The organism is Dyadobacter endophyticus, from assembly GCF_014641595.1.
Classification (GTDB): Bacteria; Bacteroidota; Bacteroidia; order Cytophagales; family Spirosomataceae; genus Dyadobacter; species Dyadobacter endophyticus.
Window position 1 is genome coordinate 438,418 of the sequence record NZ_BMIA01000003.1, and the last position, 16,863, is coordinate 455,280.

Here is a 16,863-nt window from a genome sequence, read left to right on the forward strand (position 1 = left end):
TTACAAAATGCTTTTGAGGTCTTTGGAAGCATAAGTCAAATGCACTTCCTGCCCGATTTCGAGGTCGGGTTTGTTACGGTAAAAGGATAACTGCTCTTTTCCTTTAATACAACGGATTTCCCAATGGTTGCCGTGGAAACGCACAGCCTCTACTTTGCCTATCCAACGGCTTTTTTCCGGGTTACGCGTCGGCTTGATCTTTTCGGGGCGAATGTAAAACTGCTTTTTGCCTTTTTCGCCGGCGATCCAGTTAATATCGCCTGTCAGCTCAGCCACGTAGCTGTTTGCCGGGTTGTTGTACACTTCCTGCGGCGTACCGATCTGGATAATTTCACCATCCCGGAGCACAGCGATCCTGTCCGACCAGGCCAGCGCGTCGGCCGCCTCGTGCGTGACGAATATGCAACTCATTTTCTGCTGCCTGCGCAAGCGCTCGATCGCGTCTGCCAGTACGCGACGGTTATGGTTGTCCAAATGGGCGAAAGGCTCGTCGAGCAGCAGCACATCCGGACGTTCGGCAATCGCCTTGGCAATGGCGGTGCGCTGTTTTTCACCGCCGGAAAGGAGTTTGGCCTTGCGGTCTTTCACACTCTTCAATGCGGTCGTTTCCAGCAACTCCGCCACTTTTTCGAGTCGGTAATCCAGCTCATAAAAGCGCAGGGAATATGCGATATTCTCCTCGACGGTCTGATTGGGAAACAGTTCAAATTCCTGATGAATGAGCCGGATCGCCTCGTGGCCCGGCATGAGCTCGCTCGCCACCGGTTTCAGCAATTGTCCCTTGAAAAAAACATCACCTTGCTCCGCATCCAGGAAACGTCCCAGAATGCGTAGCAAGGTGCTTTTCCCCGACCCGCTCTCGCCCAGAATGCCCAGCCACTCGCCCGGCGCGAGTTCGAGGTCGATGCCGGCCAGGACGGTGTCTGTACCAAATGTTTTGGTGATCTTTTGTGCGCGCAGCGTCGGTCGGGACTGTTTCATGCTCAGGCCCAGGTGATTTTTTCTTCGATTGTGCTATTGCGGCGTACCGGCGTTTCCGGGGCATTGTGGTAGCCGAGGTAATAAAGGCCCAGGCATTTCTGTCCTTCGGGCAAGCCCAGGAATTCGCCCAGCTCTTTCAATACCGCGGGGCTGCTCCAATACGAGCCAATGCCGTACGCAGTGGCGGTAAGCCACATATTTTGCACCGCACAGGCTACCGCGGCTGTTTCTTCCCACTCGGGCAGGTCGTTCGGGTGAAGCTCCGCATTGATAGCGATCACACAGGCCGATTTCAATATCTTTTCGCCGGCAGCCTCGTAACGCGCCTGCGAGAATGATTCTGCGGGCGTATTGTTGCGGTAGCGGTCCATGAAGAAGCTCGCCAAATGCTGCAACTTCTCCTCTCCACGGAACACAATGAAGCGCCAGGGTTCCGTGCGCTTGTGTGTAGGCGCGTAGTTGGCGTTTTCGAGGATATTTTCGATCACTTCCTGCGGGATCTCCTTTTGGATGTAGTTCGGTGGGAAAATGGCCCGGCGTGTGCGGATGATATGATTAATGGTATCTACTGTCTGTTCCATTGTAAATTGTTTTACTGCTCAAATCTGGTCAAAGGGCAAAACTAACGATTATACCCAAAATTCACCCCGAACTCGTGTTACTTTGCCGCTAAACCATTATTTTCAGCCTCCTCTTTGGCAAAACCCGTAATTTGGCCCGTCAAAACCAACACCAACCAAACTTCAACTCGCATGCTTGTTACTACTACCCCGAACATCGAAGGTAAAAGAATCACAAAGTATATCGGACTGGTGAATGGTGAAGCCATTATCGGGGCCAACTTCGTCAAAGACTTTCTGGCCGGCATCCGCGACGTCGTGGGCGGGCGCTCCGGCTCGTACGAGCAGGGGCTGCGCGAGGCCAAAAGCATTGCTATCCGCGAAATGATGGAACAGGCGCAGCGCCTGGGAGCCAATGCGGTGATCGGCGTGGATATCGACCTGGAAACAATCGGAAATGGCAGCTCGATGCTCATGGTGAGCGCCAACGGTACCGCGGTGTGCTATGAATAACAGCGCCGCGGCGCATTAAATTTAGAATACGCCCCGGGCGATCTGCGATACGTTATCGGACTTGCCCATTGTATAAAAATGAAGCACCGGCACGCCGTAGGCCATCAGCTCCTTGCATTGCTGAATGCCCCATTCGATACCTACCTGACGTACTTCTTTATCCGTTGCGCATTTTTCAACTTCGTTCACTAGGTCTTGCGGGAATTCCAAATGGAATATATCAGCCAGCACCGTCAGTTGTTTCCTCGTTGATAACGGTTTCAGGCCGGGAATAATCGGTACGGCAATGCCCTCGGCGCGGCAGCGCTCTACGAAACTGAAATATTTCTGGTTATCGAAAAACATCTGGGTCACAATGTAATTAGCGCCCAGCTCGATTTTCTTCTTCAATGCCGCGTAGTCCGAATCGAATGACGCCGCGTCCAAATGTTTTTCAGGATAGCCGGCGACGCCGATGCAAAAGTCTGTCGGCGACATTTCGGTTTCGGCGTTGAGTAAAATTCCTTTATTCATATTGTCAACCTGCGTTACCAGCTCCGAAGCATAGGTATGCCCGCCTTGTTTCGGCCTGAAAACACCCGCCGATTTCTCAGGGTCGCCGCGCAGCACCAGCACGTTGTCGATGCCCAGGTAATGCAGGTCAATCAACACATCTTCGGTTTCGTCTTTGGTAAAGCCGCCGCAAATCACATGCGGCACCGCATCCACCTTGAAACGTTCCATCAGTCGGGCGCAAATCCCGACAGTGCCGGGACGCTTGCGGATCGGGATACGTTCAATTGTACCGTCGGGACCGACGCGGTCGATCAGCTCTTCGCGGTGATAGGTTACATCTACAAAAGGGGGATTGAATTCCATCAAAGGTTCAATGGAATTCAGCAGCTCATTGATATTCTGCCCTTTCAGCGGCGGGATGATCTCGATCGAGAATAGGGTTTTGCCTTCCGCACGGCGGATGTACTCGGTAACTTTGGTCATCTAGGAATGATGTGGTGTGTTGTAAAGGAGTACAAAGAAAGCAAAAAAAAATGGCCTACCGCATTACAGTAGGCCATTCCACGTAAACCCTCCTCTATCAGTGTTCGTCAAAAATGTTAATTGGGTTTCTGACAGGGCGTCAGGCCCAAAGCAACAATTTGCTTGACTGAATACTAATAACTAAAATTCTGTGCCAAATTAGGAAAGAATGCGCTTATGAGCAATTTATATCAAACTTTTTTTATTGAAATGTAGATAAGATACTACATTTTTTTCAAAAATCCTGTTTTAACAGCGTTTTAACACATTTACCAGTTACATGCAGTGTTTACTAATTCACCACTTTTGGGAAATCATTCCCCAAAAGGTTACACATCTTGTAATTTCTACTGAATTGCCCTCGTCATTTCGATATGTTCGATATCATCTTCCAGGTAAATCTCGCTCGACTGCCTGAAACCGAACGACTCATAGAACCTTTTGAGGTACAGCTGTGCCCCTATTCGGATCGGGACCTTGCCATATAATTCTTCCAGTTTTTGAATAGAAGCATTGAGCAGTTCGATACCATACCCTGCCCCGCGCCCGCGCGGCGACACGACGATACGCCCGATTGCCGGATATTCATACGACACTCCGGGTGGAACAATGCGTGAAAATGCCATCAATTCACCATCACGGTAGCCCGAAAGATGGTGGCTTAATTGATCCTTGTTATCCATATCGAGAAAGCAGCACCGCTGTTCGAGGACGAAAACCTCGCTTCGCAAGCGTAGAATGCCGTAGAGCTCAATTGTAGTAAGTTCGTCGAAGGTTTGAAAGCGCCAGTCTAGCTGATAATTCATGAAAGTATTGAGCAAAAGAATTTATTTTATCTGATATTGACCGTTTTTATAAATTTGCGCACAATTAGCAATACCAAGGTACCAACATTAAAATAACTAATAATACATTACAAGTATGGGAAGGGCTTTTGAATACAGAAAGGCACGGATGTTCAAGCGGTGGGACAAAATGGCCAAAACTTTCACCAGGATTGGCAAGGAGATTGTTCTCGCCGTGAAAAACGGGACCGCCGACCCGGCCACCAACTCCAAACTCCGGGTGCTGCTGCAAAACGCAAAAGCAGTGAATATGCCCAAGGAAACTGTCGAAAGGGCTATCAAACGGGCCTCTTCCAAGGATCAGGAGGACTACAAGGAAATGGTGTATGAAGGTTACGGCCCTCACGGGATCGCCATTCTCGTGGAAAGCACCACCGACAACCCCACACGCACCGTTGCCAACGTAAGGAGCTACTTCAACAAGCTGGGAGGAAGCCTCGGCACAATGGGCATGCTGGATTTCATCTTCGACCGTAAATGCATTTTCAAAATCAAAAACACCGGCAAGGACATCGAAGAGCTGGAATTCGAACTGATCGACGTAGGCGGAGAAGAGGTGTTTTTGGATGAAGAGACCAATCTGATCAACATTTACGGAGAGTTCCCCGCCTTCGGTGCATTGCAGCATTATTTTGAAGAGAATGGCTACGAAATCGTCGAAGCGGATTTCGAACGCATTCCGAACGATACCAAAACATTGAGCGACGAACAGGTTGCAGAAGTCGAAAAACTGATCGAGAAGATTGAAGAAGACGACGACGTGGTACGTGTGTTCCACAACATGGCTTAATGCAGCGCCACAATCCGGTGTTGTTTTTTCATAAATTCAAAAAAAGTCCCGGGCTCCTTACCTAACAGGGAAGCGCCCACGGGCGATGAAGATGAGACTGCTATCACGGTCTCATTTTCTATTTTAACGGCTCCCAGGCTCACGGCGATAAAGAACCACCCGGCTGTCGTTTCCAGCAGCGAGCCTACCGAGCTGCGTTCAGCCGAGCTGCGTGCAGCCGCACTGCGCACCGGTGCATCGCTTTCGCCGATCTTTTCGAGGATCAGCCGCTCCTGCCGCGCCTGCTCGTACTGCCGCGCATGCATATTGCGGTCAAGCTGCCCCATCGAGCGCGACGTTTCATATTTATCCCCCATCGAGCTCTTACCCTGATCGTTCGCCGATTCCTGCGCCGCCTCCATGGCGCTCCACGCTACCTGCATGCGCTCGTCGAGAAGTGACTTTATGTGGGCGATTACCGTTGCCTTATCCATTTTCCAAATTGTGTTTGCCACAAATATAACAAGGCACTCGGCAATTATCCTTCGATCCGGAACGCAACCGGGCAATCACCCATAGCCGCAAAAAATCTCGCTCTTCAATTACGAATTATTTCGATAATAGACTACACCAAAAAGCGAAATAATACAACGGATATGAAATTATTTATCAGGATATCCAGAGCTACATTTAAAATCACACAACTTACTGAACATTAAGCCAATAAAGCAGAAAAATACCTCAAAATAACTGCCGGTTTATTAGTATTTCATCTACAATAATTTTAATTTCTGTCAGAAAAATCTCCATCTATCATCATGAAATATTTATACTACATAGTATCAATGGCGATGTGGGCCTCGTGCACTGTCTGCCTGGGTCAGTCTATCAAAATTAATGAGTTGATGGCTTCTAATTCCGCTTCCTATCTGGATGAAACCGGCTCCGACGAGGATTGGATCGAGCTTTACAATGCAGGCGGGGTCGCGGTCGACTTGGGCGGTTACTACGTCAGCGACGACCCGGGCGAGCTGAAAAAGTTTCAGTTACCCAGCGGCACGGGCAATCTGATCATCCAGCCCGGCTCATTCCTTATCCTCTGGGCAAGTGGTGTGCCATCACGGGGGTCGAAGCACCTGGGATTTGGCCTCAGCGGAGACGGGGAACAGTTCCTGCTCGTTGCGCCGGACGAAACGATTATCGATCAGGTCATTTTTCCCAAGCAACGAACAGACGTGTCGTTTGGCAGGAAAACCAACGGGTCCGTTGAAATCGTCTATTTTTCGCCATCCTCGCCCAACGCGAGTAATGTGGCGGCTAATTCCTATACCGGTTTCGCCTCCGCACCGATTATGAGCGTGGAAAGCGGCTTTTTCCAAAACAGTTTTAATCTGACTATTTCCACGGCCGCACCGGGCGCGGAAGTGTACTACACAACCGACGGCTCCCAACCGGACAAGGACAATATCACGCCGCCTGGCAAAGCCTATCAATACAAAAACCAGTACCCGAAAGACCCTGGACAATCGGCTGGGCCTACATTCACCAACAATTTCCTGACGCTGAAACAGAATTCGCCGGTCGATATCCAGATTACCGACAAGTCGTCCCAGCCAGATGTATTCGCGTCGATTTCCGCCACCAACGATTTCACCCCTACCTATAATTCGGTCCCCATGAAACCGGTATACAAGGGCACAGTTATCCGCGCGAAGGCTTATGAGGCAGGAAAACTACCCAGCGATACGGAGTCGCGTACATACCTGTTCACGGCGGACGGTCAGCCGAAATCACAGCTCGCGGTATTCTCGATCAAAACCGACCCGGACGATATGTTCGATTATGAGGATGGCATTGGTGTTGCGGGAAAGGATTTTGTGGATTGGCGCAATAGCAACCCCGGCGCCGGATCGTTCGGCGTTCCGGTCGGCAATTACCACCGCGGCACGGAAATCCCGTCGAACGTGGAAGTACTGATCAACGGTAGCGTGGTGATCAACCAGGATCTTGGTCTGCGCATTCATGGGCAGGGATCAAGAGCCCACGACAAGAAAAGTTTCCGGCTGTACTCCACCGGCCCGAATGCATCGCAAAGCGATATCGACTATCCCCTTTTTCCCGCGTTACCATTTCACACATTCAAGCGGGTTATCCTCCGGAACTCAGGAAATGATTACGAGAGAACGCTCATGAAAGATTCTTACATCCACCAGATCGCCAAAGGGCTGGACATGGAATTGCAGGAATACCGGCCCGTTACCACTTACCTGAACGGCGAATATTGGGGCATTCACGACCTTCGGGAGCGGGAGGACGAATACTATTTCGCGAGCCATTACGCGCTGGAACCCGAGAACATAGAGTTTTTTGCAGATCCCGACATTGAAAACAACTCCGGGCATTACGCCGACCTGTCCAATTTTATCAAAAGCAATAATATGGCCGATGCCAACAACTACAACTATGCTTTGGACCGGATGGATATGGACAATTTCATAGACTACTGCATTCTCGAACTCTATTGCGCTAACTGGGACTGGCCGTATGGCAACATCACTTACTGGCGCCACAAAGTGCCCTACAATCCATCCGCCGGTAAGGGCAAAGACGGACGCTGGCGCTGGGCGCTGTTCGATGTAGACCTGAGTTTTGAGGATGTGACTGCCAACCAGTTTCCGAAAGCATTGGGTGCTCCGGATCATTTGCTCCAATATCTCCTGCAAAACCTGACTTTCCGGAACAAATTCATCAACCGCTACGCCGACCTAATCAACTCCCACTTTCTACCAGCCCGGCTTCTTGCCCAGATTGATGTTTGCAAAAACCTTATCGCAAACGAAATACCTAGAAATATCGAGCGGTGGAACCGCCCTTCGAGCTATGCTACCTGGGAATCGAATGTCAATCTCATGGTGAATTTCGCTACGAACCGGCCGGGTGTCGCGCGGAGCCATATTCAAAGCCAGTTCAACCTCGTCGACGGCACACGGTCCCTCACCGTCAACGTCTCGAACCCCGACCAAGGCTATGTGCGTGTCAATACGATCGACATCCTGCCGACCACGCTGGGTGTTGCTGCTACCCCCTATCCCTGGACTGGTACCTATTTCAAAAACGTGAATATTACATTGACAGCGGTTCCCAAGCCGGGCTACAAATTCCTGCAATGGGAAAACGCTTCAAACCAGGTTGTTTCCAATACGGCAACAATTACGTTTGCCCCCTCCTCCACGACCCCCTTATTTCGCGCCGTGTTTGCTGTGGATGTCGCACCCGTGCAGGTCCCAGCTCCCCTGGATGCCGGCGCATGTGTATACAATTTCAACGCCTGGCTTGCCACAGCCACCGGAAATACCTTTCCCGACAATATGCGGTTTGTCTATATGGAAAACGACGATCCCGGCCTTACCTCGAACGTAGTGGGCTTCACAAGCGGCGTTTACAACCTCACCAGCCGCACACGGATCAACGGCCTGAACGACGCCGGTATTTCATTTATCAACACGGGCAACGCTGCGGGTAACCCCGGCTACCCCGGCATGAAACTCGGAGGAGCTATTCTTGCATTGAACACGACGGGAAAAACGCAGGTCAGCGTAAAATGGACGGGCGGTACGATTACACCCAATACCAGGCCGTACGCGCTCCGCCTGCAATACCGTCTTTCCGAAACCGGGCCATTTACGGACGTCCTGAACACCAGCAACCAGCCGGTGGAATATGTCCGGTCGGCTACGGCGGGGCATGAGCAGATAATCAACTGGGTAGCGCTTCCCGCAGAGGCACTGGACAAACCATACGTTCAGTTGCTGTGGCGGTATTACTGCACCGACCCTACTGCCACCGGTGCCCGGGATGAATTGCGCCTCGACGACATTACCGTACAAACCTGCACCAACCCATTGCCGGTAACACTGCTAAACTTCAACGCAAAGGCGGTAGAAGAGAAGGTGTTGCTGACCTGGGTAACCACAGAGGAAAAAAATAGCGACTATTTTGATGTGGAGCGATCCAACGACGCACGCAGATGGGCAAGTATCGGCCGCATCAGCGGAAGAGGGACTATCAGTGCATTCAGCGAATATCGGCTTGAAGACCCGCAGCCGCTTCCCGGAACCAGTTATTACCGGCTTAAACAGGTAGATACCGACCAATCCTTTACCTATTCGCATATGATACCGGTTCAGCGTCCTGGTTTTGCGGTAAGTGTTTTCCCGAATCCTGCGGATCACATATTGTATATTAAACTGGCTAATCAAAAAGACCGTTTCAGCTATATTATATCCGATGTTTCCGGGCAGGTCAGATTGCGTAGCTATGCCGCGCAGGGGCGGTCGTCGATACCCGTTGGAAGCCTCTCTTCGGGACTGTACCTGATACGGATACAGAACAATGACGGGACGGCTACTTCACTGAAATTTATCAAGAAATAAGTACCCGCTCAAACTCCGGCCTTGCCTTAAAGTGGCAGGGCCGGAGTTTTGTTATCCGAAAATCACCTTCGGATTTTCGCATTGACCGCTTCCTTATTATCTTTGCCAAACTTTCTTGAATACAAACAATGACACAACTTTCGGTCCGGCACTTACTTGGAATTAAAAACCTGAACGAGAACGACATTCAAACTATCTTAGATACAGCGACTCAGTTCAAAGAAGTCATTAACCGTCCCATCAAGAAAGTCCCTTCCCTCCGCGACATTACCATTGCCAACGTTTTTTTCGAAAATTCCACCCGTACAAGGCTCTCATTCGAGCTGGCGGAGAAAAGGCTTTCTGCCGATGTAGTGAATTTTTCGGCTTCCGGCAGTTCGGTAAAAAAGGGGGAGACATTGCTCGACACGGTCAACAATATCCTCGCCATGAAAGTGGATATGATCGTGATGCGCCACAGCAGCCCCGGGGCGCCGCATTACCTGTCTACCCGCATTCCGGCGAACGTCGTAAATGCAGGTGACGGCACGCACGAGCACCCTACCCAGGCATTACTCGACGCGTTTTCAATGCGTGAAAAACTCGGAGACCTGACCGGCAAAAAAATTGCGATCATCGGCGACATTACGCATTCACGCGTGGCATTATCCAATATTTTCTGTTTGCAAAAATTAGGGGCAGAAGTGATGGTATGCGGCCCATCAACGTTGATTCCTAAACATTTGGGCGAACTAGGCGTGAAGATCGGACATAATGTGAAAGAGGCATTGCAATGGTGCGACGTCGCGAACGTGCTGCGTATACAGCTGGAACGGCAGCAGATCAAGTATTTCCCGTCGCTGCGCGAGTATTCGTTGTATTATGGAATCAACAAAGCCATGCTCGATGAGCTGGACAAAGAAATCGTACTAATGCACCCGGGACCTATCAACCGCGGCGTGGAACTTTCATCCGATGCGGCAGATTCGCAGCATTCGATCATTTTGAACCAGGTCGAAAATGGGGTGGCCGTACGAATGGCCGTACTCTATTTATTGGCGCAGCAATAACCCGCCGGTCAACACCTTACTTCCTTTCGTTTCCTCCCGAGAAGGCCTTTGTCCCATGTTTTTTGAATGTAGTCGGGCGGATATGGCACTTTGCATTCGGTATTGCCGACGTCAACCTTCACTTTCCCAATCCTTTTACCAACTTCCATCGCCTTCTCTGCCAGCGGCGGATAATAGGAGCCCACCGCGATCACGAAGCCATTCATTACATACCGCACGCGGTTCTGAGCGGAATGCACTTCGCGTTCGACCCGGTTGAGCAATCGCTCGATTTCGCCTTTGTCGAGCTGATCGTCCGGCGTTAGGGCTAGAATGCATCCCCAGGTCGCCCACCCTGCATCGGCTGTCAGTTCGTCATCGGACTCGATCCATTTTCGGGCCATTTCAAATTTATAAGGACTTTCGGCTGCATTCCAGGCCACCGTGTACTCGCTGATCATGTACCACGAAGCTCCCTCGATCCATTCGTCGAGCACTTCGGGGGTCATCAACACAGGTCTCGACATCAGCCCTGCCAGGTACATCGCATCTGAATTGCCGGTTTTGAACAATTCCAGCGCCAGTTGGTGGTTATTTCGATGTTTTTTGAGGATCGGCTTCATGTCGCCGATCTTCACGCCGTACAATGGCTCCGCCGCCCCATGGTTCCTGAAAGTTTTGAGGGTCTGCTCACTTCCCAGCAGCGCCAGCTCGTTCATTATTTCCCTTACCTGGTCCATTTCCGGATGATTTGGTTTTCATTCAAAATATAATGTTTTTAAAGAAAAATTTACTTTTCATCCCATTCTAAAAATACATTTATCATGACATATACCGAAGGAATGCTTCGCGATGGGGCACTCGAAAACAAAACGATCATCGTCACCGGAGGCGGCACCGGGCTGGGAAAGTCAATGGCCTCCTATTTTCTCCGTTTGGGCGCGAATGTGGTGATTTGCAGCAGAAAAGCGGAAGTGTTGGAAAGAACCGCATCCGAGTTGAGACTGGAAACCGGCGGCAACATCATTTTTGCAGAATGCGATGTCAGAAAGACAGAGCAAATCGAAAATGTGATCGCAAAAGCCATTGAAACATTCGGCCGGGTCGATGGGCTGGTCAACAACTCCGCTGGGAATTTCATCAGTCCCACGGAACGGCTTTCATACAAGGCTGTCGATACCGTGGTCGACATCGTGCTGCGCGGAACCTACTATTTTACATTGGCTCTGGGTAAATACTGGATCGAGAACCTTATCAAAGGAACTGTGCTCAATATCGTCACCACCTATGCCACCACCGGTTCGGGCTGGGTAGTACCGTCGGCCATGGCCAAGGCAGGCGTATTGACCATGACCAAGTCGCTGGCATTTGAATGGGCCCGGCATGGTATCCGTCTCAATGCGATCGCTCCCGGTCCGTTTCCTACCAAAGGCGCCTGGGACCGGTTGTTTCCCGAGGAGCTGGCCAGGAAATTTTCCTTCGAAAACCGCATTCCGCTCGCGCGCACCGGTGATCATCAGGAATTGGCTAATCTCTCCGCCTATCTGATTTCCGACTTTTCGGCCTATATGACGGGCGAAGTCATTACCCTCGACGGCGGAGAAGTATTGGGTGGCGGGCAATTCAATTTCCTAAAAGAAGTAACTGACGATCAATGGGATGCCATCGAAGATCAGGTCAAATCGGCAACCCGCGGCGGGAAGAGTCCCGAATAAAAATTTTATTACCGTTTTATTGGGTAATTTTGCCCGTTCGTTCGTTATTTGACAAACGATGAATACACGTACATGAGAACAAATCTTCGCTTTTGTATCTATATAATGTCTGTTTTGGTGATGGCCGGGTGCGCATCATCGAATAAGCCGATGAAGCAGATCCCGGAGGCGCAAGTGCGTCCGATGGAGCAACAGCAGGCATCGGCGCCGGTCAATGAGGAGCTTACCCTGGTGGCAATTCAAAGCAAGTATTTGTTGAAAGACACGACGCAGACGTCGGTATTTCTGTATGTGGACGCTTTGAAAGGCAAGAATCCCATTAGCGTGGCCGATTTTGTCAGGCTCTACAACCTCAACTACGTCATTTATTCGGATTACGGTACACGCGAACGCCTCGGTTACGGCAATGTAAAGCTCGATTCGACGAATGTTTCCCGCATGGGCGATAAAATCGTGATTTCCTACGAATTGAAAAGTCCGAACCGTGACTATGGTGTGTTGCTCAGCGAAATCAGCCAAACCGGTACGCTGAAAAAAGTACTGAACGACCTCACGATCCGGTTCAAAAAACTGGCCGTGAACCAAATGTACGGCGTCTATACGGGCAACTCCACTCAACCATTACAGAGGCATTATATAAGTTCAAACGAGCAGTTTACGATCAAAAAAGCGGGCGAAAGTGCCGATCAGCTGCATGTTTACTACTATAACCACGACTTCGAACCGGCAGGTTCGCCGATGAACATCGCTCCGAAGGGGGGCAACAAATCACTCGAAGTGGATAGCACATTTACGATCTCCGCCAATCAGCCTTTGCAATTCACCAGAGAAGGACTTTACAATATTTTCGCAGACACCACCCAATCGGAAGGACTGGGACTTTTGGTCGTAAATGAGCGCTTTCCGAAAGTCACACGCCCTCAATTGCTGCTGGGGCCCTTGCTTTATATGAGCACCAACAACGAAATCAACGAGATTAAGAAGGCAGAGGATTATAAAAAGGCGTTGGATAAATACTGGCTGACGCTCATGAATGGCAATGCGCCGCTGGCTCAGCAGTCGATCCGCTCGTTCTATGGCAGGGTTGAAGAAGCCAACCAACTGTTTACGACTTACAAGGAAGGCTGGAAGACCGACAAAGGAATGATTTACATCGTATTAGGCCCGCCGGATAAAGTACAACGCAGTAAAGACCGCGAAGTGTGGACCTACGATCACAGAGGTAACGCTCAAAACGTCAATTTTACATTTAACAGAAGAAACAATCAATTTGTGGATGATCATTATGAACTGGTTCGCTATGCCGAATACCAGCCGATTTGGTATCCAGTAGTAGAAGCATGGAGAAACGGAAGTATACGGTAAGAAAACCAGCCCCCAGACAGTCCCAGGCCGACATGGTCTTTGGTACGCAATCGGTATTAGAAACCCTTCGTTCGGGTAAAGAAATCGAAAGGCTATTTATTCAGCGCGAGTTCGGGCTCGCGGAAATTGAAAAGCTCGCCAAAGAGCTCGGCGTCCCCTATCAGCGCGTACCGGTCGAAAAACTGAACCGCGTAACCCGCAAAAACCATCAGGGAGTCATTGCATTTGTGTCGCCGATCCAGTACATGCCATTGCACAATGTGCTTACGCAGGTATATGAGGAAGGCAAAACCCCACTCCTGCTCCTGCTCGACCGCGTCACCGACGTGCGGAACTTCGGTGCCATCGCGCGTACGGCCGAATGCGCAGGCGTGCAGGCGATCATTGTCCCTACCAAAGGTGGTGCACAGATCAATGCAGACGCAATGAAAACCTCATCCGGCGCATTGAACTTCCTGCCCATATGCCGCGAACCTAACCTCTGGGAAACACTCATGTACCTCAGGAACAGCGGATTGCAAATCATCGCTTGCACAGAGAAAACCGACAAATCGCTCTATGATATTGATTTTTCCATCCCTACGGTGATCATCATGGGCTCGGAAGAAGATGGTATTTCAAAAGAATTCATCGACCTCGCCGACAGCGGCGCTAGAATCCCGCTCGCCGGGCACGTGGAATCGCTGAATGTGTCGGTAGCGAGTTCTATTGTTTTGTATGAAGCTGTGAGGCAGCGAATCAAATAGCCAAAAGATAGCTTTTATGTAAATGTTTGCTATATTTGAATAGCACCTGAACCGGCATTGGATTGCAACTCCTCTAAGCACGTCGGGTGCTTTTTTTATTCCGAGGAATCCCAACGTAAAGTTTCAGTAATTGAGTATAGGAAATACCGTCCCTGAACGGTCATCTGGATATTAAAATAGGCGGTTCTCCCGCCTATTTCTGTTTCAAAATAAGATATCCGGCCACATGCTCTTTGGGATGTGTAAAGCCAAGGTAAACAGCGCTAGCTAACGCTTCTTCAAGTCCTTCCATTAGCAACTGAAGCTTGTCCGGATAGGAATTAAATAGCTGGTTAATGCATTCTTTAATTCCCGACATGTTGAACTTTATCTCAGCACCAAACTCATCGCGAAAGATCCCGACATTTTTAGCCACCAAATCTTCCTTTACCCTTTTTCTCGCCACCCGGCGCAAGTGATTTAAATCCATCTGTAAGTTTGTTGATGATGAAACTGTACAGAGGAACTATTGAGTAGGATGAATGATATAGAGAACTAAATTACAGACTAAACCAAATTATCTCACTCCTGCCGGAAACTCTTCATAATCCAGCCACCGCCGATAACGTCGTCGCCTTCATAAAAAACAGCCGCCTGGCCCGGCGCAATGCCATTGACGCCGTCGTGAAAACGTGCCACGATTTGATCAGGGCCGGTTTGCTCGATAATAGCGGGGGTTCCATCGTGTTTATAGCGCACTTTGGTTACCGTTTCCAGCGGCTTCTCAATCGATGCGTATTTTTGAAGATTCAATTTGCTTACATTCATCCCGTCGCGGAAAAGGTCGGGCATGTCGCCCAGCACCACTTCATTGGTATCTTTCCGGATCTCGGTCACGAACACCGGGCGGCCTAATGCAATGCCAAGCCCCTTGCGCTGACCAACCGTGTAGAACGGGTAACCCTCATGCTTTCCTACGACCGTACCATCGGCGTAGACGAAGTTACCGCCTGCTACTTCCGCTTCCAGGCCCGGAATGCGCCTTTTCAGGAAGCCACGGTAGTCGTTATCGGGCACGAAACAGATTTCATAGCTCTCCGATTTGTTTACCAAATCGATAAAGCCCCTCTGACGGGCCATTTCGCGGATTTCGGTTTTATGCAAATAGCCTAACGGCAGTTTAGTGCGCGCCAGACTTTCCTGCGATACACCCCAAAGTACGTAGCTCTGGTCTTTCCAGGCATCGATACCTTTGGATACATAATGACGGCCGTTATTAAACTGCATATTGGCATAATGCCCGGTAGCGATAAACTCGCAATCGAGGCGGTCGGCGCGGCGGAGCAGCGCATCCCATTTGATGTGGGTATTACAGAGCACGCACGGGTTAGGTGTGCGGCCTTCGAGGTATTCGCCTGTAAAATGGTCGATTACATAATCGCCGAATTCGGCACGAATGTCCAGAATATAATGCGGGAAGCCAAGCTCTACCGCGATATTACGCGCGTCGTTGATGGAATCCAGCGAACAACAGCCGGTCTCCTTCTTGGTACCGCCGCTACTGGCATAATCCCAGGTTTTCATGGTCATACCAATGACCTCATAACCTTGTTCGTGGAGAAGAACAGCTGCAAGCGAGCTGTCGATGCCGCCGCTCATGGCGACAAGAATGCGTCCGTGTTTACTCATTGTAGTAATCTGCCGAAGGTTGAATGCCTTCCGATTGATGATTTGAATTGACAACTTCAACAGCTGCGAGCTGCCGAATGGTTCCGCAAAGGTAGGGATTAATCGCCGGAATACTGCCGGAGCGTTAAAACTTCACGCGCTCACCATCCTGATCACATTCTTAATATTCAATTCGATGATCTCGGTCATCGTCTCGCATTTGTGATAGTGCCCGTCCGAATAATGCATGGCAAGGCTTTCGCGCAATTGATGGATATTGTCCGACGTCGAAATTTTGTCTTTGATACTTACGTCCCGCAGGTCGCGCAGGCGATAACGCTCGGCTTTGGCCTGATACATAATCGACGATTGCTCTTCCTGCTGGTATTGGACCACTGTTTTATCGGTCAGATATTCCATAGCCAATTGCACGTATGCCCGGTTTTCTTTAAAAAACTGAGGCATATATACTTTAAGATTGCCCTCGTAAAACTGCTGATCGAAGTCGATGGCGCGGAGGCGGAACTGAAAATCGTCGAAATCGGGGGTAATCTGCATCACAAAATTGTAGGAGCGCATATCGCCCAACAAGGTGATCTTGCAACGCTCGTTGAACTTCACAAATTCTTTTGCAATCCGGATCGGGTTATAGTCGGGGTCGCGCATGCGTGTACGCGCGAACTCGTCGCCCGGAATACCGGCGATATGCTCCTCGATCAGCGTTTCTCCGTCGACGATATAATTGACCTGGTTGGGCGAGAAGATTTCTTCCAGCTCCAATCCGTAAATGCGGGAAGAATCGGCCTTCTTCACATAGAAATAGTCGTAAATATCGTTCAGCCGGTTCACGATCTTGACGCGGAACGGGTTGGAATTGCCGAACTTGCAGTAGTCGATGCGATCGATGTATTTATGCTCGACAATGCGCAGGTTACCGGACGCTTTGAGCATCGCATACACCTTTTTCAGCCCGGAATGCAGCCTTTCCAGCTCATGCGGCGGGTAGAGCGGACTCTCCCATAACGTATCCCTGCCGTTCTTGTCGGTCACCGGAAACGACTCGTAGAAGTTCTGCAGATCGTGATAAGCTACCGGCAACCGGGCGTCGCGTTGATAAAAACGCAGGTATTTGCGCAGCTCCGGACTCACCGGATAGATCGGTTTTTTCTTTAATATTTTAACATCACCCATTTCCATAAAAGGAAGTTACGCATATTTGATCGATTAAAACCATCGAACTGCCA

At 50.0% G+C, this 16,863-nt stretch carries 16 protein-coding genes; 7 read left to right on the forward strand and 9 right to left on the reverse strand.

Annotated features, from left to right (window positions below):
• Positions 1–981, reverse strand: a complete 981-nt coding sequence (locus IEY24_RS21540) for an ABC transporter ATP-binding protein (RefSeq protein ID WP_188935907.1) — start codon at positions 979–981, stop codon at positions 1–3.
• A 2-nt stretch (positions 982–983) separates the two neighbouring features.
• Entirely contained in the window at positions 984–1,562 is a 579-nt protein-coding gene (locus IEY24_RS21545) for a nitroreductase family protein (protein WP_188935909.1), read from the reverse strand.
• A gap of 171 nt (positions 1,563–1,733) precedes the next feature.
• Between IEY24_RS21545 and IEY24_RS21550 the strand changes: the two genes are divergently transcribed.
• Complete coding sequence (locus tag IEY24_RS21550; RefSeq protein WP_090377922.1) at positions 1,734–2,054, forward strand: heavy metal-binding domain-containing protein; 321 nt, start codon at positions 1,734–1,736, stop codon at positions 2,052–2,054.
• A 21-nt stretch (positions 2,055–2,075) separates the two neighbouring features.
• Here IEY24_RS21550 and metF read toward each other — a convergent pair whose 3' ends face one another.
• On the reverse strand, positions 2,076–3,032 hold the full coding sequence (gene metF / locus IEY24_RS21555) for a methylenetetrahydrofolate reductase [NAD(P)H] (protein ID WP_188935911.1): 957 nt from the start codon (positions 3,030–3,032) through the stop codon (positions 2,076–2,078).
• A gap of 386 nt (positions 3,033–3,418) precedes the next feature.
• A complete protein-coding gene (locus tag IEY24_RS21560; RefSeq protein WP_188935913.1) occupies positions 3,419–3,877 on the reverse strand; it encodes a GNAT family N-acetyltransferase in 459 nt (152 codons plus the stop codon).
• 115 nt (positions 3,878–3,992) lie between these two features.
• On the opposite strand from IEY24_RS21560, the gene IEY24_RS21565 reads away from it, so the two are divergent.
• On the forward strand, positions 3,993–4,706 hold the full coding sequence (locus IEY24_RS21565) for a YebC/PmpR family DNA-binding transcriptional regulator (protein ID WP_188935915.1): 714 nt from the start codon (positions 3,993–3,995) through the stop codon (positions 4,704–4,706).
• On the opposite strand, the gene IEY24_RS21570 is transcribed toward IEY24_RS21565, so the two are convergent.
• Positions 4,703–5,179: a transcription elongation factor gene (locus tag IEY24_RS21570; RefSeq protein ID WP_188935918.1), complete on the reverse strand. Its 477-nt coding sequence runs from the start codon at positions 5,177–5,179 to the stop codon at positions 4,703–4,705. The genes IEY24_RS21565 and IEY24_RS21570 overlap by 4 nt on opposite strands.
• Positions 5,180–5,536: 357 nt before the next feature.
• Between IEY24_RS21570 and IEY24_RS21575 the strand changes: the two genes are divergently transcribed.
• Both IEY24_RS21575 and IEY24_RS21580 read left to right on the forward strand, forming a co-directional pair.
• A complete protein-coding gene (locus IEY24_RS21575) occupies positions 5,537–9,118 on the forward strand; it encodes a CotH kinase family protein (protein WP_262892429.1) in 3,582 nt (1,193 codons plus the stop codon).
• Between the two features lie 128 nt (positions 9,119–9,246).
• Positions 9,247–10,167, forward strand: coding sequence for an aspartate carbamoyltransferase catalytic subunit (locus tag IEY24_RS21580; protein ID WP_188935922.1), 921 nt, complete (start codon positions 9,247–9,249; stop codon positions 10,165–10,167).
• 8 nt (positions 10,168–10,175) lie between these two features.
• On the opposite strand, the gene IEY24_RS21585 is transcribed toward IEY24_RS21580, so the two are convergent.
• A complete protein-coding gene (locus tag IEY24_RS21585) occupies positions 10,176–10,886 on the reverse strand; it encodes a DNA alkylation repair protein (RefSeq protein WP_188935924.1) in 711 nt (236 codons plus the stop codon).
• Between the two features lie 84 nt (positions 10,887–10,970).
• On the opposite strand from IEY24_RS21585, the gene IEY24_RS21590 reads away from it, so the two are divergent.
• The 3 genes from IEY24_RS21590 (at position 10,971) to rlmB (ending at position 13,972) form a co-directional block, all read left to right on the forward strand.
• Positions 10,971–11,861 (forward strand): SDR family oxidoreductase, encoded by an 891-nt coding sequence (locus IEY24_RS21590; RefSeq protein ID WP_188935926.1) that lies wholly within the window; start codon positions 10,971–10,973, stop codon positions 11,859–11,861.
• Positions 11,862–12,011: 150 nt separating this feature from the next.
• Positions 12,012–13,226, forward strand: coding sequence for a GWxTD domain-containing protein (locus IEY24_RS21595; RefSeq protein WP_188935928.1), 1,215 nt, complete (start codon positions 12,012–12,014; stop codon positions 13,224–13,226).
• Positions 13,202–13,972 (forward strand): 23S rRNA (guanosine(2251)-2'-O)-methyltransferase RlmB, encoded by a 771-nt coding sequence (rlmB, locus tag IEY24_RS21600; RefSeq protein ID WP_188935930.1) that lies wholly within the window; start codon positions 13,202–13,204, stop codon positions 13,970–13,972. Before IEY24_RS21595 ends, rlmB begins: the two co-directional genes overlap by 25 nt.
• Positions 13,973–14,165: 193 nt before the next feature.
• On the opposite strand, the gene IEY24_RS21605 is transcribed toward rlmB, so the two are convergent.
• From IEY24_RS21605 to IEY24_RS21615, 3 genes are all read right to left on the reverse strand, one after another.
• On the reverse strand, positions 14,166–14,441 hold the full coding sequence (locus IEY24_RS21605; RefSeq protein WP_188935932.1) for an LPD3 domain-containing protein: 276 nt from the start codon (positions 14,439–14,441) through the stop codon (positions 14,166–14,168).
• 92 nt (positions 14,442–14,533) lie between these two features.
• A complete protein-coding gene (mnmA, locus tag IEY24_RS21610; RefSeq protein ID WP_188935934.1) occupies positions 14,534–15,640 on the reverse strand; it encodes a tRNA 2-thiouridine(34) synthase MnmA in 1,107 nt (368 codons plus the stop codon).
• 132 nt (positions 15,641–15,772) lie between these two features.
• Complete coding sequence (locus IEY24_RS21615) at positions 15,773–16,816, reverse strand: hypothetical protein (protein WP_188935936.1); 1,044 nt, start codon at positions 16,814–16,816, stop codon at positions 15,773–15,775.
• Positions 16,817–16,863: the final 47 nt, after the last annotated feature.

Coding starts and splice junctions, on each gene's coding strand:
- IEY24_RS21560 (WP_188935913.1), bottom strand. CDS start 3,877: ATGAATTATCAGCTAGACTGGCGCTTTCAAACCTTCGACGAACTTACT.
- rlmB (WP_188935930.1), top strand. CDS start 13,202: ATGGAGAAACGGAAGTATACGGTAAGAAAACCAGCCCCCAGACAGTCC.
- IEY24_RS21565 (WP_188935915.1), top strand. CDS start 3,993: ATGGGAAGGGCTTTTGAATACAGAAAGGCACGGATGTTCAAGCGGTGG.
- IEY24_RS21575 (WP_262892429.1), top strand. CDS start 5,537: ATGTGGGCCTCGTGCACTGTCTGCCTGGGTCAGTCTATCAAAATTAAT.
- metF (WP_188935911.1), bottom strand. CDS start 3,032: ATGACCAAAGTTACCGAGTACATCCGCCGTGCGGAAGGCAAAACCCTA.
- IEY24_RS21590 (WP_188935926.1), top strand. CDS start 10,971: ATGACATATACCGAAGGAATGCTTCGCGATGGGGCACTCGAAAACAAA.
- IEY24_RS21540 (WP_188935907.1), bottom strand. CDS start 981: ATGAAACAGTCCCGACCGACGCTGCGCGCACAAAAGATCACCAAAACA.
- IEY24_RS21545 (WP_188935909.1), bottom strand. CDS start 1,562: ATGGAACAGACAGTAGATACCATTAATCATATCATCCGCACACGCCGG.
- IEY24_RS21605 (WP_188935932.1), bottom strand. CDS start 14,441: ATGGATTTAAATCACTTGCGCCGGGTGGCGAGAAAAAGGGTAAAGGAA.
- IEY24_RS21585 (WP_188935924.1), bottom strand. CDS start 10,886: ATGGACCAGGTAAGGGAAATAATGAACGAGCTGGCGCTGCTGGGAAGT.
- IEY24_RS21550 (WP_090377922.1), top strand. CDS start 1,734: ATGCTTGTTACTACTACCCCGAACATCGAAGGTAAAAGAATCACAAAG.
- IEY24_RS21570 (WP_188935918.1), bottom strand. CDS start 5,179: ATGGATAAGGCAACGGTAATCGCCCACATAAAGTCACTTCTCGACGAG.
- mnmA (WP_188935934.1), bottom strand. CDS start 15,640: ATGAGTAAACACGGACGCATTCTTGTCGCCATGAGCGGCGGCATCGAC.
- IEY24_RS21615 (WP_188935936.1), bottom strand. CDS start 16,816: ATGGAAATGGGTGATGTTAAAATATTAAAGAAAAAACCGATCTATCCG.
- IEY24_RS21580 (WP_188935922.1), top strand. CDS start 9,247: ATGACACAACTTTCGGTCCGGCACTTACTTGGAATTAAAAACCTGAAC.
- IEY24_RS21595 (WP_188935928.1), top strand. CDS start 12,012: ATGAAGCAGATCCCGGAGGCGCAAGTGCGTCCGATGGAGCAACAGCAG.